General features: G+C 70.6%; 20 protein-coding genes and 1 pseudogene. 14 read left to right on the forward strand and 7 right to left on the reverse strand.

The features are described 5' to 3' along the window. Positions 1-2 precede the first annotated feature (2 nt). Positions 3-1,037, forward strand: a complete 1,035-nt coding sequence (locus ABTY62_RS18465; protein WP_352130534.1) for an L-idonate 5-dehydrogenase — start codon at positions 3-5, stop codon at positions 1,035-1,037. Positions 1,038-1,271: 234 nt separating this feature from the next. Beyond that, positions 1,272-2,276, forward strand: a complete 1,005-nt coding sequence (locus ABTY62_RS18470; protein ID WP_352130469.1) for a trypsin-like serine peptidase — start codon at positions 1,272-1,274, stop codon at positions 2,274-2,276. On the opposite strand, the gene ABTY62_RS18475 is transcribed toward ABTY62_RS18470, so the two are convergent. Further along, entirely contained in the window at positions 2,258-3,835 is a 1,578-nt protein-coding gene (locus ABTY62_RS18475; protein ID WP_352130470.1) for an FAD-dependent monooxygenase, read from the reverse strand. The genes ABTY62_RS18470 and ABTY62_RS18475 overlap by 19 nt on opposite strands. 74 nt (positions 3,836-3,909) lie before the next feature. Here ABTY62_RS18475 and ABTY62_RS18480 point away from each other — a divergent pair, with 74 nt between their 5' ends. Both ABTY62_RS18480 and ABTY62_RS18485 read left to right on the forward strand, forming a co-directional pair. After that, positions 3,910-4,557: a TetR/AcrR family transcriptional regulator C-terminal domain-containing protein gene (locus tag ABTY62_RS18480; protein WP_352130471.1), complete on the forward strand. Its 648-nt coding sequence runs from the start codon at positions 3,910-3,912 to the stop codon at positions 4,555-4,557. 33 nt (positions 4,558-4,590) lie between these two features. Then, positions 4,591-5,991 (forward strand): CoA transferase, encoded by a 1,401-nt coding sequence (locus ABTY62_RS18485; protein WP_352130472.1) that lies wholly within the window; start codon positions 4,591-4,593, stop codon positions 5,989-5,991. A 49-nt stretch (positions 5,992-6,040) separates the two neighbouring features. Here the strand turns inward: ABTY62_RS18485 and ABTY62_RS18490 are convergent, their stop codons facing one another. Beyond that, positions 6,041-6,436 carry a hypothetical protein gene (locus tag ABTY62_RS18490; RefSeq protein WP_352130473.1) on the reverse strand — a complete coding sequence of 132 codons (396 nt, stop codon included), beginning with the start codon at positions 6,434-6,436 and terminating at the stop codon, positions 6,041-6,043. Positions 6,437-6,586: 150 nt separating this feature from the next. Continuing rightward, positions 6,587-10,183: a DNA polymerase III subunit alpha gene (gene dnaE / locus ABTY62_RS18495; protein ID WP_352130474.1), complete on the reverse strand. Its 3,597-nt coding sequence runs from the start codon at positions 10,181-10,183 to the stop codon at positions 6,587-6,589. Positions 10,184-10,321: 138 nt separating this feature from the next. On the opposite strand from dnaE, the gene ABTY62_RS18500 reads away from it, so the two are divergent. The 4 genes and pseudogenes from ABTY62_RS18500 (at position 10,322) to ABTY62_RS18515 (ending at position 13,639) form a co-directional block, all read left to right on the forward strand. Further along, positions 10,322-11,272, forward strand: coding sequence for a LysR family transcriptional regulator (locus ABTY62_RS18500; protein WP_352130475.1), 951 nt, complete (start codon positions 10,322-10,324; stop codon positions 11,270-11,272). 316 nt (positions 11,273-11,588) lie between these two features. Further along, the gene (locus ABTY62_RS18505; protein WP_352130476.1) at positions 11,589-12,005 is read left to right on the forward strand and encodes a hypothetical protein; all 417 of its coding nucleotides are present in this window, start codon (positions 11,589-11,591) and stop codon (positions 12,003-12,005) included. Beyond that, positions 12,006-12,377 (forward strand): annotated as a pseudogene (locus tag ABTY62_RS18510) (transposase family protein); the annotation flags it as partial. A 662-nt stretch (positions 12,378-13,039) separates the two neighbouring features. Beyond that, positions 13,040-13,639 (forward strand): XRE family transcriptional regulator, encoded by a 600-nt coding sequence (locus tag ABTY62_RS18515; protein ID WP_352130477.1) that lies wholly within the window; start codon positions 13,040-13,042, stop codon positions 13,637-13,639. Positions 13,640-13,703: 64 nt separating this feature from the next. Here ABTY62_RS18515 and ABTY62_RS18520 read toward each other — a convergent pair whose 3' ends face one another. From ABTY62_RS18520 to ABTY62_RS18535, 4 genes are all read right to left on the reverse strand, one after another. Next, positions 13,704-14,117 (reverse strand): peptidase inhibitor family I36 protein, encoded by a 414-nt coding sequence (locus ABTY62_RS18520; protein ID WP_352130478.1) that lies wholly within the window; start codon positions 14,115-14,117, stop codon positions 13,704-13,706. A gap of 82 nt (positions 14,118-14,199) precedes the next feature. Then, positions 14,200-15,441 carry an acyltransferase family protein gene (locus ABTY62_RS18525; protein ID WP_352130479.1) on the reverse strand — a complete coding sequence of 414 codons (1,242 nt, stop codon included), beginning with the start codon at positions 15,439-15,441 and terminating at the stop codon, positions 14,200-14,202. A 124-nt stretch (positions 15,442-15,565) separates the two neighbouring features. Further along, the gene (locus ABTY62_RS18530) at positions 15,566-16,999 is read right to left on the reverse strand and encodes an alpha-2,8-polysialyltransferase family protein (RefSeq protein ID WP_352130480.1); all 1,434 of its coding nucleotides are present in this window, start codon (positions 16,997-16,999) and stop codon (positions 15,566-15,568) included. Then, positions 16,999-17,973 carry a glycosyltransferase family 2 protein gene (locus ABTY62_RS18535; RefSeq protein WP_311724228.1) on the reverse strand — a complete coding sequence of 325 codons (975 nt, stop codon included), beginning with the start codon at positions 17,971-17,973 and terminating at the stop codon, positions 16,999-17,001. The genes ABTY62_RS18530 and ABTY62_RS18535 overlap by 1 nt, the downstream gene beginning before the upstream one ends. 322 nt (positions 17,974-18,295) lie before the next feature. Between ABTY62_RS18535 and ABTY62_RS18540 the strand changes: the two genes are divergently transcribed. The 6 genes from ABTY62_RS18540 (at position 18,296) to ABTY62_RS18565 (ending at position 26,077) form a co-directional block, all read left to right on the forward strand. Continuing rightward, a complete protein-coding gene (locus tag ABTY62_RS18540) occupies positions 18,296-19,621 on the forward strand; it encodes a DUF6716 putative glycosyltransferase (protein WP_502997478.1) in 1,326 nt (441 codons plus the stop codon). 256 nt (positions 19,622-19,877) lie between these two features. Beyond that, positions 19,878-21,098, forward strand: a complete 1,221-nt coding sequence (locus ABTY62_RS18545) for a cytidylyltransferase domain-containing protein (protein ID WP_352130482.1) — start codon at positions 19,878-19,880, stop codon at positions 21,096-21,098. Then, complete coding sequence (locus ABTY62_RS18550; RefSeq protein ID WP_352130483.1) at positions 21,099-22,031, forward strand: N-acetylneuraminate synthase family protein; 933 nt, start codon at positions 21,099-21,101, stop codon at positions 22,029-22,031. 217 nt (positions 22,032-22,248) lie between these two features. Continuing rightward, a complete protein-coding gene (locus ABTY62_RS18555; RefSeq protein ID WP_352130535.1) occupies positions 22,249-23,310 on the forward strand; it encodes a hypothetical protein in 1,062 nt (353 codons plus the stop codon). Between the two features lie 270 nt (positions 23,311-23,580). After that, positions 23,581-24,888: an amidohydrolase gene (locus tag ABTY62_RS18560; RefSeq protein ID WP_352130536.1), complete on the forward strand. Its 1,308-nt coding sequence runs from the start codon at positions 23,581-23,583 to the stop codon at positions 24,886-24,888. Positions 24,889-25,033: 145 nt separating this feature from the next. Further along, complete coding sequence (locus tag ABTY62_RS18565) at positions 25,034-26,077, forward strand: BMP family lipoprotein (RefSeq protein ID WP_352130484.1); 1,044 nt, start codon at positions 25,034-25,036, stop codon at positions 26,075-26,077. The last annotated feature ends 43 nt before the right edge of the window (positions 26,078-26,120 follow it).

Here is a 26,120-nt window from a genome sequence, read left to right on the forward strand (position 1 = left end):
ACATGGTGCTTGGCTGTGTGATCCATGGGCAGGGCGATCTGCGGATCGACGAGCTCCCCGAGCCGAGTCCGGCTCCCGGGCAGGCCGTCGTCGCGATCCGCTACGGCGGAATCTGCGGGTCCGATCTGCACTACCACCGCCACGGCGGGGTCGGCGACTTCCGGCTGAGCGAGCCGATGGTGCTGGGCCACGAGGTCGTCGGCACGGTCGTCGGATACGGCGAGGGCGCGAGCGGACCCGCGCCCGGCACGCCCGTCGCCGTCCATCCGGCCACGCCCTGCGGGGTGTGCCCGGAGTGCGCGGACGGCCGGGCCCAGGTCTGCCGTGACACCCGCTACCTGGGCAGCGCGGCGCGGACCCCGCACGTCCAGGGCGGCTTCGCGGCCCGTATCGCCGTCCCGGCGGAGCAGCTGCGGGCCCTGCCCGAGGGGCTCGACCTGCGCCGCGCCGCGCTCGCGGAGCCGCTGTCGGTCGCGCTGCACGCGGTGCGGCGCGCCGGTGACCTCAAGGGCCGTCGGGTGCTGGTCACGGGCGCCGGGCCGATCGGCTGTCTGGTCGTGGCCGCCGCGCGGGCGGCGGGCGCCGCGGAAATCACGGTGACCGATCTGCTGCCGCGCGCCCTGGAGTTCGCGGCCTCGGCCGGTGCCACCGCAGTCGTACGGGCCGACGACCCGGACGACCCGAACTGGCCGGACGACGAGGTGGACGTCGCGATCGAGGCCTCCGGCGTGGCGGCCGGCCTGGACACCTGCGTGCGCCGGATCCGGCGCGGCGGCGTCGTCGTACAGCTGGGCATGCTGCCGCCCGGGCAGAGCCCGATCGCGGGGAACCTGCTGGTCAGCCGGGAGATCGACGTGCGCGGTGCGTTCCGCTTCCACACGGAGTTCGACGACGCCCTGCGGCTGCTGGCGGCCGAGCCGTCCCTGGAGGCGCTGATCAGCGCGGTCCGGCCGGTGCAGGAGTCGGTCGAGGCCTTCGCGCTGGCCGCCGACCGCAGCCGCTCCTGCAAGGTGCTGCTGGAGTTCGGCGAGGAGTAGGGCTGAGCCGTACGGAGTGGACGGCGTGGCGGAGCTGACTCCGCCACGCCGTCCGTCGTTTGCGGACGCGGATGCGGACGCGGATGCGCCGCATGCCATGGACATGTCTAGGCCAATCGTGGCAGGCTTTCCGCGACGCGGGTTGGACAACGTTGTCGGCGTTGTCGGGCCAGCTCGCGCGGCAAGTCAGAACGCACCACGCACCCCCTCCTCAACGGACGTGGAGCCCCTTCCATGAGACGTGCCATCACCTTCTTAAGCGCGATAACCGTCGCCGCCATGGGCTGGACCCTCGGCACCGCCCAGGCCGCGCCCGCGCCGCCCCCGCCGCCCGGGTCCGCGCAGGAGACCTCCGTCTCCGCCGAGCAGCAGCGGTCCGCGCTGCGCTTCTGGACCGCCGAACGCCTGCGCACCGCACGGGACGTCACCACGACGCGCCGGACCGGCGCGTCGGCCGCCGAACCGTCGGCGGCCGGACCGCGGGTGACGGTCCCCCCGGTGTCCGCGCCCGAATCCGTGTCGCCCTCGGGCGCCGCCCCCTCGGCGGCCGCCTCCTCGCCCACCCCCTGGACCGGGGGCGGCCTGATCGGCACCACGGCGGGCAAGGTGTTCTTCCAGAACGCCTCCGGGGGCACGTTCGCCTGCTCGGCCACCGTCGCCAACGCGGACAACAAGTCCGTCGTCCTCACCGCCGGCCACTGCGTCGTGGACGCGGGCACCGGCGAGGTCTACCGCAACTGGGTCTTCATCCCGGGCTACGCCAACGGCAACCGCCCCTTCGGCACCTTCACCGCCAGGTCGCTGTTCCACCTCGGGCAGTACGTCTCCACGGGCGGCAACGCCAACTGGGACCTCGCCTTCGCCGTCATGGGCCAGGTGAACGGGCGGTCGCTGGTCGACACCGTGGGCGCCCAGGGCATCGCCTTCAACTCGCCCACCGGCCGCCACGTCCACTCCTTCGGCTACGGCGGCTCGGCCGCGGAGGGCAACGGCGAGCGCCTGAACCACTGCGAGGGCGACGAATACCCCGACGCGGGGCGGCCCGGCTCCACGATGTGGGGCATCGACTGCGTCCAGACCGGGGGTTCGAGCGGCGGCGGCTTCCTGGCCGACTTCAACACCTCGAACGGCGGCGGCTACCTCATCGGCAACATCAGCGTGAGCGCCGGCAACAACGAGTACCACCCGACGCTCGGCAACGAGGCGCTGGATCTCTACCGTCAGGCGGGCGCGGCGTAGCCGCCGAGTCCGGCCAGATAGTCGCGCAGCCCGGCTTCCTCGTCCGCCGCGAAACCGATGTACCCATCGGGGCGGACGAGGAAGAGCCCGCGCTCCCCGTAACCGGCGCGGATGTGCCCGTCGGGGTCGAGAAGATGACCTGGGCGCCCCGCCGGGCCGCCGACCCGGTACGTACGGACGAAGCCGGCGCGCGGCGTCGGGGGCTCGCTGTCCCCGAGGGCCAGCAGCGTGAAGTGCGGGCCCCGGAAGGCGTCGAACAGGCGGAACGGCCCGCCGCCCGGGAGGGCGCACGGCGCGTCAGGTGCCCGGTCGCCCGCGCGCGGACGGCCCTCCGGCGAGACGCTCTCCTCCTGCCGAAGGTCCACCGCCAGCCGTCCGCCGCGGTAGGACAGGCCGAGTTGGCGCACGCCCGCGCCGCGGCGCTGCCCCTTCGCGTCGCCCGCCCTGTGGGCGCGGTGGATGCGGGTGCTGATGCCGAGCACCCCGGCGGCGACCGGCAGCCGCTCCTCCTCGTAGCTGTCCAGCAGCGCCGGGTCCGCCCCGTGGCGCAGCACCTGTCCCAGCTTCCAGCCGAGGTTGTACGCGTCCTGAACGCTGGTGTTCAGGCCCTGGCCGCCCGCGGGGGAGTGGATGTGCGCCGCGTCCCCCACCAGGAAGACCCGGCCCTCCGCGAACCGCTCCGCCATGGCCGCCCGCGCCCGGAAGTCCGAGGCCCACAGCACCTCGCGCACCTCGGACGCCGCGAGGTGGGTGCGCTCGGCGATCAGCTGCCGCACGGCCTCGGCCGAGGTGTCCGGCACGGCGTCGGCGTCCTCGAACTGGGCGAAGAGCTGGAAGTGGTCGGTCCCGGCGAGCGGGCAGAGCGCGAGCGTGCCGCCCTTCGCCTTCGGCCACGCGTGCCAGTGGCCGCGGTCGAGCCGGTCCTCGTCGACCCGGACGTCGGCGACCAGCATCGGGCTGGGGTCCACGCTCTCGCCGGTCATGGGGATGCCGAGCGCCCTGCGCACGGTGGAGCGGCCTCCGTCGGCGGCCACCAGATAGGCGGCCCGTACGGCTTCGGTCCGTACGCCTTCGGTCCGTACGGTCGCGGCCGAGCCGTCGGCGCGGGACAGCCGCGCCTCGACGCCGTCGGCGTCCTGCGTCAGGCCGGTGAGCTCGGTGCCGAACTCGACGGTTCCGCCCAGCTCTTGGAGCCCTTCGTACAGCAGGCGCGCGGTGCGCCACTGCGGGACCATCCACATGTCCGGGTACGGCGCGCCCGGCGTCGGCCGGCCGCGCTCGATCATGTCGTGGGTGCCGAGCGGCCTGCCGTCCTCCCAGCCCAGCATCAGCGGATACGGCCCGCCCGCCCGCCGCACCGCGTCGATCACTCCCAGGTCGTCGAAGACCTCCTGGGTCCGCGGGTTCAGCCCCTTGCCGCGCGACCCGGGGAACAGGTCCGCCCCCCGCTCGACCACGCGGGCGCGCACGCCGCGCCGGGCCAGGTCGACGGCGAGGGTCAGGCCGGCGGGCCCGGCCCCGACGATCAGCACGGCGTCCTTAACGTTGTTAAGTTCCATGCTTCGAGGGTGTCCTTAACGGCGTTAAATTGTCAAGCGTCATGGGCCGGAGGACGGGCTGGGAGAATCGGCGCATGGCGACGCGACTGGACCGCGCACAGGTGGTGGACACCGCCCTGCGGCTGCTGAACGAGGTGGGCCTCGAAGGGCTCACGCTGCGCCGGATCGCCAAAGAGCTGAACGTCCAGGCGCCCGCTCTCTACTGGCACTTCAAGAACAAGCAGGCCCTGCTCGACGAGATGGCCACCGCCATGTACCGCGAGATGGCCGCCGGGTCGGTGCCCCCGGCCGCCACCTGGCAGGAGCGCGTCGCGGGCGCCCAGCGGGCGCTGCGCCGCGCGCTCCTCCGCTACCGCGACGGCGCGAAGGTCTTCAGCGGCAGTCATTTCACGGACACCTCACACGCCGCCGCCCAGGACGAGCACCTGCGCGCGCTCGTCGCGGCGGGCTTCACCCCCGGCACCGCCGCCCGCGCCTCCTTCATCGCGTACGCGTTCACGCTCGGGTTCGTGATCGAGGAACAGGCGGTGGAGCCGATGCCCGGCGAGCGGGCCGAGGGCTACGACGTCCAGGAGCGCGCGGAGCGCATCGGCGAGGAGTATCCGCTGGCGGCGGAGGCGGGCCCGGATCTGTTCTCGGACTACGAGACGCGTTTCGAGGAGGGGCTGCGCGTCATGGTCGCGGGCATCGAGGCGACCATGGGCCCGGGCGCGCGGCCGTGAGATGCTCGGCCCGGTGCCCGGCACAATGACTGCATGACACACCGAATCGAGACCGACGGAGAGGCCGACGCGGCGACCGCTCACGCATGGGCGGCCCTGGGAGGCGCGCCGCAACTGCTTCAGAGGGTGTCGTACGTCCCCGCCGACGGGGTGCTGTCCTCCCGCCTGCCCGTACGGGAGCTGGCCCGCGCCACGGTGGGCGCGTGCTCACTCGCCGCCGCCGAGCTCGGGGCGCGGCGGTCCGGGGGAGCGGTGTCCGCCGTACGGGTGTCCGAGGCCGCGGTCGGCACGGCCTTCGTCAGCGAGCGGCATCTGCGGATCGACGGCCGGAAGCCGCTGAACTTCGCGCCGCTGTCCGGCTTCTGGCGCGCGGCCGACGGCTGGGTGCGCACGCACGCCAACTACCCGCACCACCGCGCCCGTCTGCTGGCCGCCCTCGGCATCGCGAACGAAGGCGATGAGGACGCCCTCGCCAAGCGCCTCGCGGAGGAGCTGGCGCGGCGCCCCGCTCAGTGGATCCAGGAGACGGCGTACGAAGCGGGCGGCCTGGCCGTGGCCGTGGGCCCGCCCACGCAGACCGCCACCGACCCTGTGCTGATCGAGTCCCGCCACGTCGGAGACGCGGCCCCCTGCCCGCTGCCGCCCGCACCTCTCCCCGCGAGCGGCGTACGGGTCCTCGACCTGACCCGGGTCATCGCCGGGCCCGTGGCCACCCGCACCCTGGCGCTGCTCGGCGCCGACGTGCTGCGCGTCGACTCCCCGCGCCTGCCGGAGGCCCCGGACGCCCACGCCGACACCGGCTTCGGCAAGCGCTCCACCCGGCTGGACCTCGCCGACCCCCGGGACCGGCAGACCTTCGAAGAGCTGCTCGCCCACGCCGACGCCGTGGTCACCGGCTACCGCCCCGGCGCCCTCGACCGCCTCGGCCTCGCCCCCGACGCCCTGCTGGAGCGCCGCCCCGGACTCGTCGTCGCCCAGGTGTCGGCCTGGGGCTGGTCCGGCCCCTGGGCCGGCCGGCGCGGCTTCGACAGCCTCGTCCAGGCCGCGAGCGGCATCGCCGCCCTCGAAGCCGGCTCCGACGGCCACCCCGGCGCGCTCCCCGCCCAGGCCCTGGACCACGGCACGGGCTATCTGCTCGCCGCGGCGGTCCTGCGCGCACTGACCGAACGCCACGAGAGCGGCGGCGGACGCCATCTGCGCCTCTCCCTGACCGCCACGGCCTCCTGGCTGATGCACGGCATCACCCCCGCCACCCCCGACACCCGTGACACCCCGCCCGGCGACGCCTACGACCCCACCCCCTGGCTGACCGAGCGCCCCGCCCCGCACGGCCACCTCCGCTACGCCCGCCCACCCCTCGGCCACGCAGACGCCCCCCGCGACTGGTCCCACCCGCCGACGCTCTGGGGCACGGATGCCCCGGTCTGGTGCTGAACCTCGCCTGTCACATGCGTGGGCACTGCGGCACGAATGCCTTGCCCGCTCAGAACCTCGTGAGCTTCGTACAGGTCCCACCGGTGTGGCAGACCTGGAACCAGACATCCTTCAGGTCGTACATGTAGACCCTGCCGAGATTCTGGCTGGTGCCGTTGTCATTGCCCCAGATGAACTTGCGCTGGGCTCCATTGCTGTTGTTGTACTGGATCACTACGGCCGGGAGGTACCCGTCGTCCTTTACCTTGTCCCTGACTATCACGTTGTCGATTGAGATTTCGTACGAATCCCATCCGGGTATTTGTTTGTACTGGTAGTTGTAGACACTGCCACAGGCCTTGGAAGTGCACCCGGTGTAGTCGGCGGCGACCGCGGGGGATGCGGCCAGGAGACTGACTGCGGCGGCCACAGGAACGGCGGTCTTCAGGATGCGAGAGATGTTCATGGCTCTCCTTACGTGCGTGGTCCTTCACTGGCGCAGCTGTTTCGGTGTTCGGCACTCAGGATGGCCGAGGGCGATAGCACTCGGCCTTGTCAGTCCGCGCAGGGTCGTTGACGATTCGCGCATGTCGCATCGACCTGCTCGCCCGCGCTCTCAAGCGATGCCTTGCCAGGCGTCGGCTCCGAAGGTGCCTTTGACATCGGAGGCGATGGTCGTGGGGTCCACCGTGGCCTGGAGGGCGTAGACGGTGGTCTTGCGTGCGCCGCGGACGCTGAGGTGTACGGGGTTGTCGCCCGGGTGGGCCGCGAGGATGCGCTTGAGCTCTTTGACGGACTGTTCGGTGACGCGGTGCGAGGGAAGCGCGAGCCTCACGGGTGGCCTGCCGCCGATCTCGGCGGAGGAGATGTCGAGGACGGAGAGCTCGCGACCGAAGATGTTCATCGTTCCGTCTCTGTCCTCGACCTTGCCCTTGACGGCGATGACGTTGTCCTCGGCCAGCGCGTGCTGCACGAGCTGGTACGCGGCGGGGAAGAAGAGGACCTCGATGCCGGCGTCACGGTCCGCGAGGTTCACGATGGCCCAGGCGTTGCCCTGTTTGGTCATCTTGAGCTGAATGCCGGTGATCAGCCCGGAGAGCTGTACGTCCCCGGTGGTGCGGCCGGAGGCGAGCAGTTCGGCGATGGAACAGTCCCGCGCCCGGGAAAGGACGTGCTCGGCGCCGTCCAGCGGGTGGGCCGATACATAGAGGCCCAGCATTTCGCGTTCGGTCGCCAGGAGCTGCCGGCGAGGCCACTCGGTCTCGTCGACGGCGAAGTCGAGACCGAAGGCCGGTTCGCCGCTTCCCCCGCCGCCCAGGTCGGCGAAGAGATCGTCCTGCCCGTAACTCGCCGCCTTCTTCACGGGGATGATCGCGTCGATGGCGTCCTCGTGGACGGCGGTGAGGCCCTTGCGGGAATGGCCCAGGGAGTCGAAGGTGCCGGCCTTGATCAGGGATTCCACGGCTCGTTTGTTCAGCGCGGGCAGGTCGGCCTTGTCGAGGAAATCGGAGAACGAAGTGAATTTCCCCCTCCGGCGGCGCGCCTCGACAACGGCCTCGATGACGTTGTCGCCGACGTTGCGTACGGATCGCAGCCCGAACCGTACGTCGTCGCCGACGGCGGTGAACTCGGCGACGGACTCGTTCACGTCCGGCTGGAGAACGCGGACGCCGTTCTTGCGAGCGTCGGCGAGGTAGACCGCGGCCTTGTCCTTGTCGTCGCCGACCGAGGTGAGCAGGGCGGCCATGTACTCGGCCGGGTAGTTGGCCTTGAGATAGGCGGTCCAGTACGAGACGAGGCCGTAGCCGGCGGTGTGGGACTTGTTGAACGCGTAGCCGGAGAACGGGAGCATGACGTCCCACACGGCCTTGATGGCTTCCTCGCCGTGCCCGTTGCCGCGCATGCCGGAGTGGAACTTGTCCCACTCCGCGGCCAGCACCTCCGGCTTCTTCTTGCCCATCGCACGGCGCAGCAGGTCGGCGCCGCCGAGGGTGTACCCGGCCAGCTCCCGGGCGATGGCCATGATCTGCTCCTGGTAGACGAGCAGATGGAAGGTGTTGCCGAGGATCGGCTCCAGAGCGTCGCGCAGCTCGGGGTGGATCGGGGCGATCTCCTGGCGGCCGGTTTTGCGGTGCGCGTAGTTGGTGTGCGCGTTGGCCGCCATGGGGCCGGGCCGGTAGAGGGCGTTGACCGCGGCGATGTCCTCGAAGCGAGTGGGTTCCATCTGCTTCAGCAGGACGCGCATGCCGCCGCCGTCGAGCTGGAAGACACCGAAGGTGTTGCCCTCGGCCAGCAGCCGGTATGTCGTGGCGTCGTCCAGCGGGATCACGACGGTGGACGGGTCGCCGTCCAGGGGATCCACGGTGGCCAGGCTGATGCCCCGGTTCTCGCGGATGTTCTCGATGGCCTGGTCGATGACGCCCAGGTTCCGCAGCCCCAGGAAGTCCATCTTGATCAGGCCCATGGCCTCGCAGGACGGGTAGTCGAAGCCGGTGATCTTCACGCCGTCCGATCCACGCATGTGCAGCGGAATGCGGTCGGTGAGCTTCGTTTTGGAAAGGATCACCGCCGCGGCGTGCACTCCCGTGCCGCGGGTGAGGCCCTCCACCCCGCGGGCGGTGTCGAGGACGCGCTTCACGTCCTGTTCGTTGTCGTACATCTGCCGGATCTCCCCGGCCTCGCCGTACCGCTCGTGGGAGGGATCGAAGATGGCGGCCAGCGGGGCGGACTTGCCGTTCTGGTCCGGCGGGAGCGCCTTGGTGATCCGCTCGCCGTGGGCGTAGGGGTAGCCGAGGATGCGCGAGGAGTCCTTGATCGCGTTCTTGGCCTTGATCTTGCCGAACGTGTTCACCATGGCGGTGTACTCCTCGCCGTACTTCTCGGTGACGTAGCGGACCATCCGGTCGCGCTGACGGTCGTCGAAGTCGAGGTCGACATCCGGCGGGTTGATGCGCTCGGGGTTCAGGAAGCGTTCGAACAGCAGGCCGTGTTCCAGGGGGCACAGCTCGGTGATGCGGGTGGCGTAGGCGACGATCGAGCCGGTGCACGAACCCCGGCCGGGACCGAGGGGGATCCTGTTCTCCCGGGCGTGGCGGCAGATGTCCGCCACGACGAGGAAGTAGGAGCTGAATCCCATGGGGCCGATGACCGACATCTCGGTCTCGAAGCGATCCAGGATGCGCTGGGGGACCGGGTCTCCGTAGCGCATCGCCAGCCCCTTGAGGACTTCCTTACGCAGCCACGACTCCTGGGTCTCGCCCTCGGGCACGTCCGGGAACCGCGGCATCTCGTCGACGTGGTCGAAGACCTCGTCGTAGGACTCGACGCCCTCGGCGATCAGCAGGGTGTTGTCGCAGGCCTCCGGAAGCTCCGAGAACAGGCCGCGCATCTCGGCGGCCGTCTTGAGGTAGTAGCCGGAGCCGTTGAAACGGAAGCGGCCCGGGTCGTCCTTGTTCTTGCCGACGCCGATGCACAGCAGGCTGTCGTGGGCGTCGGCCTGGTCCTCGGTGACGTAGTGCGCGTCATTGGTGGCCAGGAGCGGAATGTGCAGTTCCCTGGCCAGCCGCAGCAGGCCCTCGCGGACCTCACGCTCGATGTCCAGGCCGTGGTCCATCAGCTCCAGGAAGTAGTTCTCGCGGCCGAAGATCTCCTGGTACGCCGCGGCGGCGGCCTTCGCCTCGTCGTACTGGTTGAGCCGCAGGCGGGTCTGGATCTCGCCGGACGGGCAGCCGGTGGTGGCGATGACGCCGTCCGGCCGCTCGGCGATCAACTCCCGGTCCATGCGCGGCTTTCCGGCCGGGAACTGGCCCTGATAGCTGGCCTGCGTGCTGAGCCAGAACAGATTCCGCAGACCCTGGCTGTTCCGCGCCCACATGGTCATGTGGGTGAAACGGCCGCCACCGGAGACATCCTTCGCCCCCTCGCCGTCCGCGCTCGTGGCACGACGGCCTCCCGGCCCCCAGAACTCCTGCTTCCGGCCGAACCGAGAGGAAGGCGCCACGTACGCCTCGATGCCGATGATCGGCCTGATCCCCTCGAAGCCCTTCGCGACCTGCGCGAACTCATAGGCGCCGAACATGTTGCCGTGGTCGCTCATCGCGATCGCGGGCATCCCCTGCCGGGCCACCTCGCCGAACATCGGCTTCAGCTTCTGCGCGCCGTCCAGCATCGAGTACTCGGTGTGGTTGTGGAGATGAACGAAGGAATCCGGCATGTATGGGGCGCCTCCTGCCGCGCTGCTTGCCAAACCACAGGTTGATCGAAGACATCAAAACCAGCGCGGCGTACTGCGATCAAACAACTATTTCGGTGCTCAGACTCAACGATTGGTTGTCCACCTAGGATGGGCGCCATGGACCTCACTGCCGTGCGCACCTTCGTCGCCGCCGTGGACGCGGGACAGTTCCAGGAAGCCGCCGCCAACCTGTCGATCACTCCACAGGCCGTGTCCAAGCGCGTCGCCGTGCTGGAGAAGGACCTCGGTGTGCAGTTGTTCAGCCGTACGGCCCGCGGCGCCCGGCTCACCATCGACGGGCAGGCGTTCCTGCCCTACGCCCGGGCTCTCCTCCAAGCCGAGGAACGGGCGGCCGCTTCCGTGCGGCCAGGGCGCCGGGCGTTGCGCGTCGACGTGATCCGCTACCGGGTCTCGGTGGCGGGTCTGCTGCGCGACTTCCACCGCGCGCATCCCGAGACCGAGCTCGATGTCCTGAACCTGTTCGATTTCGACACGGCCATCGCCGCCGTCCGGTCCGGAACGATCGACGCGACCTTCCGCGCCGTGACCATGCCGGGCCGGCAGCTCCCCGACGGCATCGAGGCCACTCCGGTCTTCGACGAACCGCTGTACCTGTTCACCGGGCCGGCCCACGAGTTCGCCGGCGCCCCCGCGATCGCTCCCGCCCAACTCGCCGGGCGCCGGATCTGGATGCCCGGCAACATGCCCGGCACCGAGTGGGCCGCCTACTACGACGAACTCGCCGCCACGTTCGGTCTCACCATCGACGCGGTCGGCCCGAACTTCGGTGTCGAGCATCTGCTCGACACCATCGCGGACTCCTCGACGCTGGCCACCTTCGTCAGCGAGCAGACCCCGCTCGTCTGGCCGGCCCGCCACGACCTGCGACGCATCCCCCTCCAGGATCCGACCCCGGTCTACCCCCACTCACTGGTCTGGCGCACCGACAACCCGCACCCCGCCCTGGCCGCCCTGCGCCACCACCTCACCTCCGGCTATCCGGGCCGCGCCGACAACGGCATCTGGACGCCGAAATGGGCCCAGCCCGCGCAGCCTGCACATGCGTGAACACGCATGACCGATGTACGTGGCGGTGCCGAGCTGAGCGAATCCGGCCGGGCCACGGGAAGGATCGTGCTGACGGTTCGGTGGCCGCTGGTGTACCCACGGTGCCGAAGAGAGCGAGACCACTGGAGAGCGGCATGACTTCTCACGACATCCCAGCCGCCACGCACGCGGCACGGCTGTACGCGCACTTCCTGGACGACGAGAAGTGACAGTTCGACCGACCCGGAGCGGATGATTGCGTCGGGGCCTGCTTCCGTCAGGAGGCGGGCCCCGACGTCTTGCCCGATCTCATCAATGAAAAGGGAGTAAAAGCGAAATGGAAGTGAATTCTCGGGACGCCATTCCGGGCCTGCTCGGTCAGATGGTGCCGGAGCTCAAGGAGCAGGCGCAGGCTGCGGAGGACCTAGATCTCTACGACTTCCTCAAGGACGTCTTCACCGACGGGTTCCTCATTCCGAGGCTCTGTTCCATGACGGCGGACGGGGCGGACGACGACGTCCTGAAGCGGTGTTTCCGGTTCGTCGAGCTCTTGCTGGCGAGCCCCGACATCTCGATCGGGGCCGCAGCCGTGTTCCAGGTGATCGAGCCGCTCTTCGACGAAGAGCGACTGCTGGTGGCGTCCTTCCCGCAGATGGGCGGGGAGGCGCTTGCCGTCGCCGTGGGCACCATCGACCCGGACCGGCTCTCGTCCGAGACCAGGCGGGCCTTGCAGCCGTACCTGGGGAAGCCCTAAGTCCTCGCCGACTCGGCTGGACGTCTGCTCTGGGCCTCACCCGCCTTGCCTGGGGCCGTTCATGACATCCGCGCCGCACGTGAACACGGCATTCTCGACGTACTCACCGCAGCGGACCTCAACTGCTGGCCGGACAAGGGCTACCAGGGCGCCGGGCCGGCTGCCCGCGTCCCCTGCCGAGGCCGCTGGGAGAACCTCTCCGGCGGCCAGCAGGCCGTGAACCGGTCACAGGCCAAGATCCGAGCCCTGGTCGAACCGGCCATCGCCACCCTCAAGACCTGGCGCCTCCTGCGCAAGCTCCGATGCTCGACCACACGCATCACCAGGGTCGTTCAAGCCGTCCTCACTCTTCACCTGACCTGCTCAAACTGAGGATGGAAGAGGCTCAGCGTATCGATGTTCCCCGGTGCGTTGATCGCTGCCAGGGCGACGCCAGGCCGGCCGTACGGCCCCCATCCGTGGCGCATCGCCGATATTCGCGTACAGGGGTAGACGATCACTGTCCGGACCGGCGGTGGTGCCCGTTGAGCCACTGGCCTGGTTTCGTAGGGCGTGGCGTGGCGTGGCGTGGCGGTGCTGGTGCTGGTGACGCCCCGGTCCGTGCTGGCTGGGGACGCATCAGGACGGCCCACCCCACCAGGTGGGGGACCGCGGCACAGGGGCGGGACCTTGTCCTGTCAGTCGCCCGGTTCATTCGGGTGGTCCGGATCGGCCGCGCATTCCTAGGCGTGCGTGGGCGGGCGCGTGTCTCCTTCGCAGCTGGTGGCCCCTGCCCCCGGACGTTGGCCCGTCGCCGGGAGGCTTGCCGACCAAATCCTGATCCGCCATGGCGGACCTATCACCGTCCAAGGCAAGGGCTCTTGGGGCGTTTCGACGCTACCGTTGAAAACGCCCAAACGTCCCCAGCGGGAGCCTTGTCCGCTGGGCTGTCACCGAGGTTGCTCGCTGTCCGGGCGGGTGTCGCGGACGAAGAGCTCATCCCGCACGCCAGGAACCGGGTAGACGCCTCTGAGGTGTTGGGAGTTGACGCAGAGATGCTGTGGCCGAAAGCGGTGAGGGACCGCCTGAAGACCGGCGGCGACCGGGAGCTCGTCCAAAGCTACGCTTACAGGTCGGCCTGCCCCTCGACGGTCTGGGGCGACCTGATCGCCGGGGCGAAGGACGACCTGTTCTTCGCCGGCTTTACGTCGTACTTTCTCTGGACACAGGTGCCAGCTCTTCCCGAGACGCTGCGGCGGAAGGCAGAGAGCGGCTGCCGAGTCCGCTTCCTGCTCGGCGATCCGGACGGACCGGTGGCCCGACAACGCGAAGAGATCGAGGACGTCGCCCTGACGGTCTCCACGCGCATCAAGATGACCCTGGAGCAACTCGCCAAGATAGGTGAGGTGCAGGGTCTGGAAGCGCGATTTTCCGCTCCGGCCGATGCCGTCAACCACGTGTCCCTGTCGGTCTTCCGCTTCGACGACGACGCACTCGTCACGCCGCACCTGGCCCGGCTCGTCGGCCATGATTCGCCGTTGATGCATCTGCGGCGTCACGGCGAGGTGGGGATGTACTCGCGCTTCGTCGAGCACACAGAAGAACTGTGGGCCGGTGGCGTTCCCGTCCCCGAGAACTCGGCCGCCCCGCGGTAGCGGCAGTTGGTGGGCGCGGCGGCCGGGGCGCGCGTGGCGCCCGGGCCGCCGGGGCGGCCCGGGGTCAGGCGTCTTCGCCGGGCGGGGTGCCGCAGCTCAGGCCACCTGGGCCGTTGAACTGCACCGAGCTGAGGAAGTCCCGGTAGTCGGGGAAGAAGTTGCCCTTGCCGGTCGGGCCGGCGGAGGTGACGACCGTGCAGCCGGAGTAGCTCGCGTCGGACCAGAGGTGGATGGTGGAAGAGGTCCGGTTCCAGTCCGACTTGGCACGGTCGTCCATGCCGAGCGCCGCGAGGTCCGGCGTGTTTCCGTTCAGCTTGATCATGTCGCCGGTGCCGTCGAGCCCCGAGAACATGCAGTAGTAGCCGTCAGGACACCGGTCGTACCCGTCGGCCTCGGCCGCGTGGGCCATGGAGGACGGCAACGCGGTGGCGGACGCGACAGCCACCGATACCAGCAGGGCACGGAACGTGTTCCTCATCTATTTTCCTCCTTGGCCCGAGTCGGGCCCAGCGGGTGATGCGCCGAACCAACGGGAGGAGACCCTAGGGCGGGCCGGGCCGTCAGGGGACCCGAACGGCCGTCAACGACCGCTTGATGACAGGAGTCAGGCGTTGCTCCACGAAGCGGTAGAGCAGCCAGGCGAGGAACAGCATCAGCAGGATGGTCAGGGCGAAGGTGCCGTACGAGGGGATGCCCAGCTTCTGGTGGAGCAGCTCGACCACCACCCAGCCCAGGTGTTCATGGACCAGGTAGAAGGGGTAGGTGAGCGCGCCCGCGAGGGTGAGCCAGCGCCAGTTGGCCCACTGGAACTTCCCCAGGGCGATCAGGGCGACCGCGAGATAGCCGAAGGCGACGATGGCGACGATGCCGAGCGTCGAGCGGTAGGAGAAGAAGGAAGGATTCGGCGCGTGCCACAGCTCGGCCACCGCGTAGTGCTGGCCGATGAGGAAGCTGAGGCCGACGATGCCCCAGGCCAGGGCGTCATGGCCGTAGCGGTGGATCAGGTAGATGCCCATGCCGCCGATGAAGTACGGGGCGTACTCCGGCATCAGGACCAGCTCGAGGAAGGGCTGGTTCGCGGCGTCCGCGAGAGCGGCGCCCAGGGTCCATACGGCGCAGAAGAGGATGACGCGCTGGCGGTTGGCGCCGGGGAGGACGACGAAGAGCGCGAACAGGGCGTAGAAGCGCAGCTCGGCCCAGAGCGTCCAGCACACGCCCAGCACCCGGTCCGCGCCGATGGGCTGCTGAAGCATGGTGAGGTTGACGAGCGTGTCGCTGGGCGAGACCGACTTGAACGCGATCCAGGGCAGCGCGAAGACGGCGGTGACGATGAGGATCGCGGCCCAGTAGGCGGGGTACAGCCGGGAGACGCGGGAGGCGAAGAAGGAGCGCAGGGGGCGGCCCCAGCCGCTCATGCAGATGACGAAGCCGCTGATGACGAAGAAGATCTGGACGCCGAGGCAGCCGTACGCGAAGTAGGTGGACGCGGTGGGGAACTGCTCGCGGGGGGAGGTGCCCCACGCCTGGCTGATCTCCCCGCCTCGGCCGCCGTAGTGGTACGCGGCGACCATCAGGGCGGCGAGCAGCCGCAGGCCGTCCAGCGCGCGCAGCCGTACGGGCGCGCCGCGGGACGGGCGCGAGCCCTCAGGAGAGGGGGAGGGGGAGGGGGAAGGATTCTGCGGGAGTGCGGGGGGCAGGGGGCGCGCGCGGGATATCGGGCCGGTGTCGTCCGCGTCCCCGCCGGCCGGGTTGCTCCCCGAGCCGGTGGACGACGGGGCGGGTGCGCCTGCGGTCGCGGTCATGATGTCACCTCGTTCCGCGTCGCCCCGTCACCCTCAACGCGTATTCGGCCGAGCTCTCTGCCCGTGGTCATGGTGCCGTTTCCGTTCCTTCGCACTCGTCGCCTGTCTGCTCAGTCCCTCCGGTTCACCCCGTGGCCGCTCGCTTCAGCGCCGACCGCTTGAGCGCGCGCGCCCGGCGCGCCACGCGGCGCACGGTCTCGTTGCGCGGGATGAAGGCGAGCTGGGAGGGGACCGCGCCGGGCAGGGCGAGTGCCGTGAGGCGGCGGCGCTTGAAGTAGCGCCAGGTGGCGGCGTCCAGGTGGGCCGCGAGGTAGCGCTCGGCGGCGGGGCGCAGATTCGGGTAGATCTTGGCCTGCATGGCGAAGCCGACCGCGCTGACCAGCCCGGTCAGCCGCTGGCCGGTGCGCTCGTCGGTGGGCGGGGTCCAGGCGGCGACGGCCTTGTGGTCCTCGAGGTTGGGCAGCAGCGCGTCGACGATGGTGACCGGGACCCGGTTGCTGTTCTGGTAGGGGGTCAGCCGCTCCAGCAGCACCTCGGTGCCGATCCGGGCGACGGGCAGCCCGTAGAAGACGCTCGCGGTGAGCAGAGCGGTGGAGAAGCAGCCGATGACCAGGGCGGGGGCCATCCGCTGGTACAGCACCTCGGCGAGGACGGGCGTGTCCATGACGGTCAGCTCGGCGCCCAGCTCCGCGGCCTTCTTCTCCAGCATCCGCGACCAGCGGGCCGGCGCGGTGGGGTGCGGCTTGAACACGACGCTGCGGTGGCCGAGGGCCACGGCCCCGCGCAACATCCGCACATGCAGCTCTTCCTCCTCCTGCGGAGTGAGGATGTCGAGCGCGGAGAGGTACTGGCCGAGGATCAGGGCCGGGCCCACGCCGGTGGCGATCCGCTCGCTCGCGGAGGCGACGCTGCGCGGGGCAGCGTCGGTGATCTCGGAGAGCACCTTGGTGAAGACATCGGTCGGGATGATCTCCGGCTCGACGCCGAACTCGGTGAGCAGCAACGGCCGCAGCCCCGGGACGAGGTCGAGGTGGAGGAGGCGGCGGATGCGGGTGCCGATCAGCGGATCGAGCTTGTTACGGGTGGGGCCGTAGCTCATCAGCCCGTCGGCGTAGACGTCGATGGGCGCGCCCTGGAAGACATTGGCGATCGCCCCGGCCGGGTTGACCTGGATGGACTCCAGGACGATCTCGATGTCGTCGTCGCCCAGGTTCCACAGCAGCCGCAGATGGCGCTCCCACAGCGGGGCGTCGTCGGCGCGCGGGGACCAGCCGCCCGGGTGGAAGGGGCTGATCGTCTCGTTCCAGGACAGGACGCGGTCGAAGCGGCCGCGCAGCCGCTCGAAGCCCGGCATCTCGTCGATGGCGGGCGTGGTCTCGGGCGTCGCGGCGTTGTTGCTGACGAGCAGCAGCCGGCGGTCGGCCGGGCCGATGCGGTCCGAGTCGAGCGCGGCGACGATCGTGGCGGCGCCGTAGAGCGTGGAGGCGAGGAAGATCTGGGTGCGCTTGCGGGGGGCGCGGGCGGACCCGGCGGCGCCGGCGGGGACGAGGGCGGACATCAGGCCGCCACCTCCGTCACCGGGCGGCGCTTGAGCCGGCGCAGCCGGGCGGCGCGCTCGTAGTCCATCGAGTCCAGCGCTTCTTTGAGTACGTCCTGTGGCATGCGCTTCATGGCGGCCGCGGACATGGAACGCAGTTTCCTGGCCACGGTCGGCTCGAACCTTTCGATGTTGCCGAGATGGTGGGAAATGATCGCGCAATAGGTGCGCACGGCCTTCGGGAGAAGATCGGCCGCGTCCCGGTCCTGGGCCGTTTCTTCGATTACCTGGTCGAATGCGCGAATGAAGTCGAGTTGCCGTACGTCGCCGATCTGGGTCAGGGAGGAGGCGACGCCGCGCCGGTAGAAGACGCCGAGCAGTCCGACCACCGCGAATGAGCTCGCCTCGCGGTGCAGCTTCCAGATCCAGGGGCGGTCCTCGGCGGTGCGCAGACCGTGGGTGAAGTGCAGCAGGCCCTGGTCGGCCAGGCGGCGGTGGTAGATGCCCGCCCAGGCGTAGGCGTAGTCGACGGAGGTGGAGCGGTCGGCGGGGAGGATGACGTCGCGCGGGTTCATGACGACGTTGCGCAGACCGTGCGGCACGCGGTGGATCGTGCGCGCCCGGCCGGTGCACTGGACATGGTCGGTGCGCACGAAGTCGCACCCCAAGTCCTCGATGGACGCGAGGAGTTGCTCGTAGTAGCCGGGGGCGAGCCAGTCGTCGCCGTCGAGGAAGGTGAGGTACTCGCCGCGGGCCGCGTCCAGGCCGGTGTTGCGGGCGGTGGCGAGCCCCCCGTTCTTCTCGTGACGCACGTAGACGGCCCCCGGAAGATCGCGCTCGGCGCGCTCCAGGATCTCCGGCGTCCCGTCGGTGGCACAGTCGTCGACGAGAATGAATTCGAAGTCCGCACGCGCGTTCGCACGCAGACTTCTCAGCGTATCGGGGGCATAGGTCTGCACGTTGTAGAACGGCACGATGACGGAGAGCTTAACCACTCGCGTGACGGTAGGTCGCCGTCTGGCATTCGGCTTGACGAGGGGTGTACGTGAAGGTGAACGAAGGACGTCAGGACGGTTAACCCGCCGCCCCTGTCGCCACATTTAGGCGGTTGACCGGGGGCTTCGACCGACTTTCCGACAGCTTCCGGAAGACTCCCCGACGGCTTTCCGAAGGGCTCCCGTCGGTTCCCGTCGGCCGATTCGCCAAGCGTCGATGTTCTGTTAACCCTTTGTTGCTCCTGAGTTGGGCCGCGAATCGAAATCGCTTCCTAGCGTCAACGTCGTGCCCTCACGTACCAATTCCCCCCTACGAGTCGCCGTGCTCGCGGACTCCGACACCCGGTGGAAATGGGGCGCGCTCACCGCGCACCGCCTCGTACCGGATGACCTGGACTCCGCCTCCGCCCGCCGCATGGACGGCTTCCTGCTGCGCGGCCGGGCCACGCCGACGGTCCGGCAGCTCGCCGAGGTCGGGGTGCGGGCGGACTCGATGCGTGAGGTGACGGGGGTCGAGTTCGTCGCGGCGATGGACCGCGAGCGGTACGACGTGATCGTACTTTCCCTGGTCGGCGGCGCCGTCCAGGCCATGCTGCACGGCCTCGCCCGCGCCTGGGAGGCCGCGCCGCGCCGCCCCGTCGTGGTCACCGGCTATGTGGGCGTGGTCTACGAGAAGCTCGCCGACGGCCTGCTGCTGCGGCACGGCGCCGATGTCGTCCTCGCCAATTCCCGGCATGACGCGGAGCGGTTCCGCGACGTCTACACCGGCGTCGGCGCGTCGGCGGACAGCGTCGTGGAGTGCGCGCTGCCCTTCCTCGGGGGCGCCCCGTACGACGAGAAGGCGCGCGAGGGGCGGGCCCACCCCGGCGGCACCGTGGTCTTCGCGGTCCAGCCGTCCGTCCCGGACAACCGCACCGACCGGATGTACCTGCTGCGCCGTGCCGTGGAGCACGCCCGGGCGCACCCCGACCGCGAGGTCCTGGTCAAGCTGCGCAGCAAGCCCGGTGAGCACACCACGCACATCGAGGAGCTGCCGTACCAGAAGCTGGTCGGCAAGCTCGGCGACGGCGTGCCGAAGAACTTCCGCCTCGCCTACGGAAACATGGGCGAGGTCCTGGACACCACGGACCTGCTGGTGACGGTCAGTTCCACGGCCGCCCTGGAATCCCTGCACCGTGGCATCCCGACCGCCGTCCTCACCGACCTCGGGGTGCGCGAGGTGCTGGGCAACCACCACTTCCTCGGCTCCGGCTGCCTCGCCTCCTGGGACCAGCTGGACGCGGGCCACCGCCCCGAGCCCGACCCCGAGTGGGTGAGCCGCCAGGGCGTCGCGGCCGACGGCGCGTACGAGACGGCCTTCGACGCCGCGCGCGAGCGGGTCGCCGAGCTGGCCGCGGCGGAGCAGCTGCCGCCGCTCGCCCCCTACTACACGCGCGTCACCGCGCCCGGCTATCTGCCCGCGAGGCTCGCCCGGTACGGCTTCGAGCCGGACGGCCGGCCCCGGCCGGGCGCGGCGGCCGGGGACGACGCGCAGGTCAGCGGGTTGCGGCGGGTCGTACGCAACACCATGCGGGAGGCGGCGCGCGGCGCCTACCGGCACGGCGTCCAGCGCGTGGCGCCGGTGATCCGCCGGATGGGGGAGCTGTGAGCCGGGGGCACCTCCCAGCGGTAGCTGGGGGAACGCAGGCGGCCGCCGGGCCGCACATGTCCCCGATGGCCGCACCTCTGCGCCGCGCGGGCGGCAGTGCCCGCGGCGCAGCCGCTGATGTGACGAGTAGCCGCTGCCGCGGCGGGGCGAACGGGTGGTTGCTGTGAGCACCCCCGCGGGCCACCCCACCGCAGACCGCCCCGCGCGCGTCCCGCACCCCCCACGCGAAAACCCCGAAGGCACTGAAGGAGCCGCCATGTCCCCCTCCGACCGGCGTGTGGTCGCCGTGATCCCCGCCCGAGGCGGTTCGAAGGGCGTGCCCGCCAAGAACCTGGCCGCCGTGGGGGGCGTGCCGCTCGTCGCGCGCGCCGTCCGGGAGTGCCGGGCGAGCCGCCTGGTGACGGACGTGATCGTGTCCACCGACGACGCGGGCATCGCCGCCGTGGCCCGCGGCGCGGGCGCGGAGGTCGTCCAGCGGCCCACCGCCATCGCGGGTGACACCGCGACCAGCGAGGCCGCCGTGCTCCACGCGCTCGACGCGTACGAGGCGATCCACGGGTTCTCCGCGGAGGTGGTGCTGCTGGTGCAGTGCACCAGCCCGTTCATCGTCCGCGAGGACGTGGACGGCGTTGCCGAGGCGGTGCTGGACGGCGGGGCGGACACCGCGCTGACCGTGGCCCCGTTCCACGGCTTCGTCTGGCGGGACGCGGAGGACGCGACCGACGCGGACGCCGGGACGACGGCCGACGGCGGGTACGGCGTCAACCACGACAAGTCGTACCGGCCGCGCCGCCAGGACCGGCCGCAGGACCTGCTGGAGACCGGCGCCGCGTACGCGATGCGCGTCGAGGGGTTCCGCGCCGAGCGGCACCGCTTCTTCGGCCGCACCGCGCTGGTGCGCACCGACGCCGCCCGCGTCCTGGAGATCGACGACCCGCACGACCTGGCGCGGGCCCGCGCCCTCGCGCCGCTCCTCGACGCCCCGCGCCCCGGCGCGCTCCCCACCCGCGACGACATCGACGCGGTGGTACTCGACTTCGACGGCACCCAGACGGACGACAAGGTGCTGATCGACTCCGAAGGACGCGAACTCGTCGCCGTGCACCGCGGCGACGGGCTCGGGATCGCCGCCCTGCGCCGCGCTGAGCTGGCGCTGCTGATCCTGTCCACGGAGCAGAACCCGGTCGTCGCCGCACGCGCCCGCAAGCTGCGGGTCCCCGTGCTGCACGGCATCGACCGGAAAGACCTCGCGCTGAAGCAGTGGTGCGAGGAGCAGGGCATCGCGCCGGAGCGCGTGCTCTATGTCGGCAACGACGTCAACGACCTCCCGTGCTTCGGCCTCGTCGGCTGGCCCGTGGCGGTCGCAGGTGCGCACGACGTCGTGCGCGGCGCCGCACGCGCGGTCACCTCCACGCCCGGAGGTGACGGTGCGATCCGCGAGATCGCCTCGTGGATTCTTGGAAAGGAACTGTCTTAAGTGAGCTCCAACAATCGCCTCCGTACGCTCGGTGACAAGATCGCCGGCCCCGGCCACCCGGTCTACGTCACCGGTGAGATCGGCATCAACCACAACGGCGACCTGGAGAACGCGTTCAAGCTGATCGACGCTGCCGCGGACGCCGGCTGTGACGCGGTCAAGTTCCAGAAGCGCACCCCGGAGATCTGCACCCCGCGCGACCAGTGGGACATCGAGCGGGACACCCCCTGGGGCCGGATGACCTACATCGACTACCGGCACCGCGTCGAGTTCGGCGAGGACGAGTACCGCGCCATCGACGAGCACTGCAAGAAGCGCGGGCTCGCCTGGTTCGCCTCCCCGTGGGACACCGAGGCCGTCGCCTTCCTGGAGAAGTTCGACGTCCCCGCCCACAAGGTGGCCTCCGCCTCGCTGACCGACGACGAGCTGCTGCGCGCCCTGCGCGCGACCGGCCGCACGATCATCCTGTCGACGGGCATGTCCACCCCGAAGCAGATCCGCCACGCGGTGGAGGTGCTGGGCAGCGACAACATCCTGCTCTGCCACGCCACCTCGACGTACCCGGCCAAGGCCGAGGAGCTCAACCTGCGCGTGATCAACACGCTCCAGGCCGAGTACCCGAACGTGCCGATCGGCTACTCGGGCCACGAGACCGGTCTCCAGACCACCCTCGCCGCCGTCGCGCTCGGCGCGACCTTCATCGAGCGCCACATCACCCTGGACCGCGCGATGTGGGGCTCGGACCAGGCCGCCTCGGTCGAGCCGCAGGGCCTCCAGCGCCTGGTGCGCGACATCCGCACCATCGAGGAGTCGCTGGGCGACGGCGTCAAGAAGGTCTACGAGAGCGAGCTCGGGCCGATGAAGAAGCTGCGCCGTGTCGCGGGTGTCGTCGCCGAGGGCGACTCCGCCGAGCGCGAGCCCGTCGGGGTCTGACCGTCCGGTCGGAGCCAAAGAGGCCCGAGTCGGAGCCAAAGAGGCCCGAGAGGGTCATGAGGTCCAAGAGGCCAAGGAGCCGTCTGCTGTGAACTCATCGGCCGGTCAGCCCGGCCCACACCCGGAAGCGGCGGGTCCCCGTGACTCGTCGGGGGCTGCCCGCCGCTTCCGGGCCCTGCCCCGGGACGCCGCGGAGCGTGCCGCACGTCCCGGTACCATCGGCGCCGGCTCCGGCGCCACCCTGGCCTTCGTCGAGAGCCCGGTCCAGCTGCTGAACGTCCTGGAGTGGGCGCACACGGCCGGGGCCGACCCCGACGGGCTCACGGTCGTGGTGCTGTCGCCGCACGACCCGATGACGCGCGGCCAGCTGCGCCGTATGGCGGAGCTCGCGCGGGACGAGGGCTTCGCGGTGCGGTGGGAGGAGGCGCGCGGCGGGGCGGGCGCGCCGCTGAAGACGATCGGGGGGCTGCGCGGGCCGCTGCGCCGCGCCGACCGGATCGTCATCGGCGATCCGTTCTCGCGCTATGTGCAGCTGCTGCTCATGCTCACCCGCGCCCGGGACCTGGTCGTCGTCGACGACGGCACGGCCACCATGGAGTTCGTCTCCCAACTGGCCAGCGGTGAGCCCCTGGTGCGCTGGCACCGGCGCGGCACCGGCCGGGGGGCGCGCGAGATGGTGTTCGCTCCGGTGTCCGCGAACGCGCGCCGTCGGCTCACCCCAGGTGGCGACCGGCGCGTCGAGGTGTTCAGCTCGATGCCCGTCGAGCCGCCCGCCGGGGTGACGGTCACGGCCAACTCCTTCGCCTGGACCCGGGACCGCTTCGGCCCGCCGACGCTCACCCGGGGCACCGACCTGGTGGGCACCTCCCTGGTGGAGACCGGGGTGGTGGACCTGGAGCGCTATCTGGAGGCGGTGGCCTCCCTGGCCCGTACGCACGGGGCGACCCGCTACTTCGCGCACCGCCGCGAGAGCGCCGACAAGCTCCACCGGGTCTCGGTCGAGATCGGGCTGGAGATCGTACGGCCGGACCTGCCGCTGGAGCTGATAGCCCGCCGCGGCCCCATCGGCCATACGATCGTGAGCTTCCCGTCGACCGTCGTGCACACGCTGCCGCTCGCGCTCGTGGGCACGGGGGTCAAGGTCGCGGTCTGCGATGTGGACCCCGCCTGGCTGCGCAGCGACGCCTCGCCGCGCGCCCAGGGGTTTCTGTCGGGGGTCACCGGCACCGCCCGGGACGCGCACCGGCTGCGGTCGATGCCCGCGTCGGCGGCGCCGTGAGCGGCGGGTCCGGGGCCCGTGAACACATCGGTGACCACGTCGATGACCACATCCTGAGATGACGGCGGCAACTTCCTGTCAGGGCTTCGCCTGTACGCCATGTGGCGCTCGTCACTACCAGGCGGCGGTGGAGGGGCCTGTTATACCCCCTGACTAGGGAGATCATGCGCAAGGGGTGGCAGTTTCCCGTCCCCGAACGGGTTGATGTTTTGTTGATCGACATCCGGCCGCCCCACCAGCCGTTCTACGCTTCATCGGGTGAAGCAATTGATGTCCCCCCAGACCGATTCCGTCACCGCCGAGGCCGAGGCCGTCACCGCCCTGGCCGCCGCACCCGAGGTCGCCGCCAGTCTCGGCGCGGACGCCCTCGCTCTGCCCGGCCGGCTTCCCGAAGAGCTTCGGACGGAACTGATCGCCTTCCGGCGGGACATCCACATGCACCCGGAGCTCGGCAACCGCGAGGTCCGCACCACCGCCGCGATCAAGGCGCGGCTCGAACAGGCCGGCCTGGAGCCGCGCGTGCTGCCCTCCGGCACCGGCCTCATCTGCGACATCGGCACAGGCACCGGGACCGGCACCGGGACCGGGACCGGTACCGGCGACGCCGCGGCCCTGCCCATGCTGGCGCTGCGCGCCGACATCGACGCGCTGCCCATCCCGGACACCAAGTCCGTGCCCTACCGCTCGACCGTGCCCGACCGCGCCCACGCCTGCGGCCACGATGTGCACACCACCGTCGTTCTCGGCGCCGGTCTGGTGCTGGCCGAGCTGGCCCGCGAGGGCCGGCTGCCGCGCCCCGTGCGGCTGCTGTTCCAGCCCGCGGAGGAGGTGCTGCCGGGCGGCGCGCCCGACGCGGTCGAGGCGGGTGTGCTGGACGGGGTCGGCCGGATTCTCGCGGTGCACTGCGACCCCGGGGTCGACGTGGGCCGCATCGGGCTGCGCGTCGGCGCGATCACCTCCGCCTGCGACCGCCTGGAGGTCTCCCTCGACGGCGCGGGCGGCCACACCGCGCGCCCCCATCTGACCACCGATCTGGTGACCGCCGCCGCGAAGGTGATCACCGAGGTGCCCGCGCTGCTGTCCCGCCGCGTCGACACCCGCTCCGGCCTGGCCGTCACCTGGGGCCGGGTGGAGTCGGGCCACGCCTGCAACGTCATCCCGCAGCACGCCGAGCTGTCGGGCACGGTCCGCTGCCTGGACCTGCCGGCCTGGCGGGAGGCGCCCGATCTGGTGCACGCCGCCGTCGACGAGATCGCGACCCTGCACGGCGCCAAGTCGGAGATCAACTACGTCCGCGGGGTGCCGCCCGTGGTGAACGAGGAGAGCTCGGTCGGGCTGCTGCGCCGGGCGATGGAAACGCGCCGCGGATTGTATGCGGTGGAGAGCACCGAGCAGAGCCTCGGCGGCGAGGACTTCTCCTGGTACCTGGAGCATGTGCCCGGCGCGATGGCGAGGCTGGGCGTCCGCAGGGTCGGCGACACTGTCCGGCGTGACCTGCATTGCGGCGATTTCGACGTGGATGAAGAGGCCATCGAGGTTGGCGTGGAGCTGTTCACCGCCGCGGCTTTGCTTGATTGACATGTCCCGGAGGCCCCCAGGACAAGTCAGATTCGCGACGATCCGATAACGGCTTCCGGGGGCCCCTTTATCTGCCATCTACGCGCGTTACGATGCGGCGAAACCAGCGCCGAAGGAGGCGCGCTCAAGCCGAAGGGGATCCCTCGTGCGCCGGGTATCCAGCATCGCCGTCGCGGGCATAGGCATCGCGGCCCTCGCTTTCACCACCACGGCCTGTGGTGGCAGCAGCTCGTCCGACTCCAAGAAGAAGGACAAGGGCGTCGCCATCGCCTATGACGTCGGCGGGCGTGGCGACCAGTCCTTCAATGACGCAGCCTACGCCGGCTTCGTCAAGGCCAAGAAGGAACTGGGGGTCGAAGGCGACGACATCGAGCCGTCGGAGGGCGAGTCTGACGCCGACAAGGTCCAGCGCCTGACCGAGCTGGCCCGTGAGGGGCACAACCCGGTCATCGCCGTCGGGTTCGTCTACGCCCCGGCGGTGAAGGAGGTCGCCAAGAAGTTCCCGAAGGTCACCTTCGGCCTCGTCGACGACGACACCGTCCACGCCAAGAACGTGGTCAACATGGTGTTCAACGAGGAGCAGGCCTCCTACCTGGCGGGCGTGGCGGCCGCCCTGACCACCAAGACCAAGACGGTGGGCTTCGTCGGCGGCGTGGAGAACCCGCTGATCAAGAAGTTCGAGGCGGGCTACGTCCAGGGCGTCGAGGAGACCGACAAGTCGGTCAAGGTGAAGGTCCAGTACCTGACCCAGCCGCCGGACTACAGCGGCTTCAAGAAGCCCGACGCCGGCAAGGACACCGCCAACGGCGAGCTGGACGGTGGCGCGGACGTCATCTACCAGGCCGCGGGCGACTCGGGCAGCGGCGTCATCGAGGCCGCCGCCACGCGCGGCAAGTGGGCCATCGGCGTCGACAGCGACCAGTACACGCAGAAGGGCCTGGCCAAGTACAAGGACAAGATCCTTGCCTCGGCGACCAAGGGCGTCGCCGACGCCGTCTTCAACCTGGTCAAGTCCGTCAAGGACGGCAAGGCGGAGTCCGGCACCGTGCGCTACGGCCTTAAGACGGGCGGCGTCGGCCTGGCCGACTCCAACCCCGCCTACCAGAAGATGACCAAGGTCGTCGAGGCGGTCGAGGCCGCGAAGAAGAAGATCATCAGCGGCGAGATCAAGGTCAAGACGACGCCGTAAGGCGGCATTCGATCTGCTGAGCAGATGTTGAGCGGGGCCTGGG

The organism is Streptomyces sp. NPDC097640 (genome assembly GCF_040302705.1).
In the GTDB taxonomy this organism is placed as follows: Bacteria; Actinomycetota; Actinomycetes; order Streptomycetales; family Streptomycetaceae; genus Streptomyces.

Excerpts from the sequence above, each read along its gene's own strand:
- ABTY62_RS18465 (WP_352130534.1), top strand. The coding sequence starts at position 3 with ATGGTGCTTGGCTGTGTGATCCATGGGCAGGGCGATCTGCGGATCGAC.
- ABTY62_RS18470 (WP_352130469.1), top strand. The coding sequence starts at position 1,272 with ATGAGACGTGCCATCACCTTCTTAAGCGCGATAACCGTCGCCGCCATG.
- ABTY62_RS18475 (WP_352130470.1), bottom strand. The coding sequence starts at position 3,835 with ATGGAACTTAACAACGTTAAGGACGCCGTGCTGATCGTCGGGGCCGGG.
- ABTY62_RS18480 (WP_352130471.1), top strand. The coding sequence starts at position 3,910 with ATGGCGACGCGACTGGACCGCGCACAGGTGGTGGACACCGCCCTGCGG.
- ABTY62_RS18485 (WP_352130472.1), top strand. The coding sequence starts at position 4,591 with ATGACACACCGAATCGAGACCGACGGAGAGGCCGACGCGGCGACCGCT.
- ABTY62_RS18490 (WP_352130473.1), bottom strand. The coding sequence starts at position 6,436 with ATGAACATCTCTCGCATCCTGAAGACCGCCGTTCCTGTGGCCGCCGCA.
- dnaE (WP_352130474.1), bottom strand. The coding sequence starts at position 10,183 with ATGCCGGATTCCTTCGTTCATCTCCACAACCACACCGAGTACTCGATG.
- ABTY62_RS18500 (WP_352130475.1), top strand. The coding sequence starts at position 10,322 with ATGGACCTCACTGCCGTGCGCACCTTCGTCGCCGCCGTGGACGCGGGA.
- ABTY62_RS18505 (WP_352130476.1), top strand. The coding sequence starts at position 11,589 with ATGGAAGTGAATTCTCGGGACGCCATTCCGGGCCTGCTCGGTCAGATG.
- ABTY62_RS18515 (WP_352130477.1), top strand. The coding sequence starts at position 13,040 with ATGCTGTGGCCGAAAGCGGTGAGGGACCGCCTGAAGACCGGCGGCGAC.
- ABTY62_RS18520 (WP_352130478.1), bottom strand. The coding sequence starts at position 14,117 with ATGAGGAACACGTTCCGTGCCCTGCTGGTATCGGTGGCTGTCGCGTCC.
- ABTY62_RS18525 (WP_352130479.1), bottom strand. The coding sequence starts at position 15,441 with ATGACCGCGACCGCAGGCGCACCCGCCCCGTCGTCCACCGGCTCGGGG.
- ABTY62_RS18530 (WP_352130480.1), bottom strand. The coding sequence starts at position 16,999 with ATGTCCGCCCTCGTCCCCGCCGGCGCCGCCGGGTCCGCCCGCGCCCCC.
- ABTY62_RS18545 (WP_352130482.1), top strand. The coding sequence starts at position 19,878 with ATGTCCCCCTCCGACCGGCGTGTGGTCGCCGTGATCCCCGCCCGAGGC.
- ABTY62_RS18560 (WP_352130536.1), top strand. The coding sequence starts at position 23,581 with ATGTCCCCCCAGACCGATTCCGTCACCGCCGAGGCCGAGGCCGTCACC.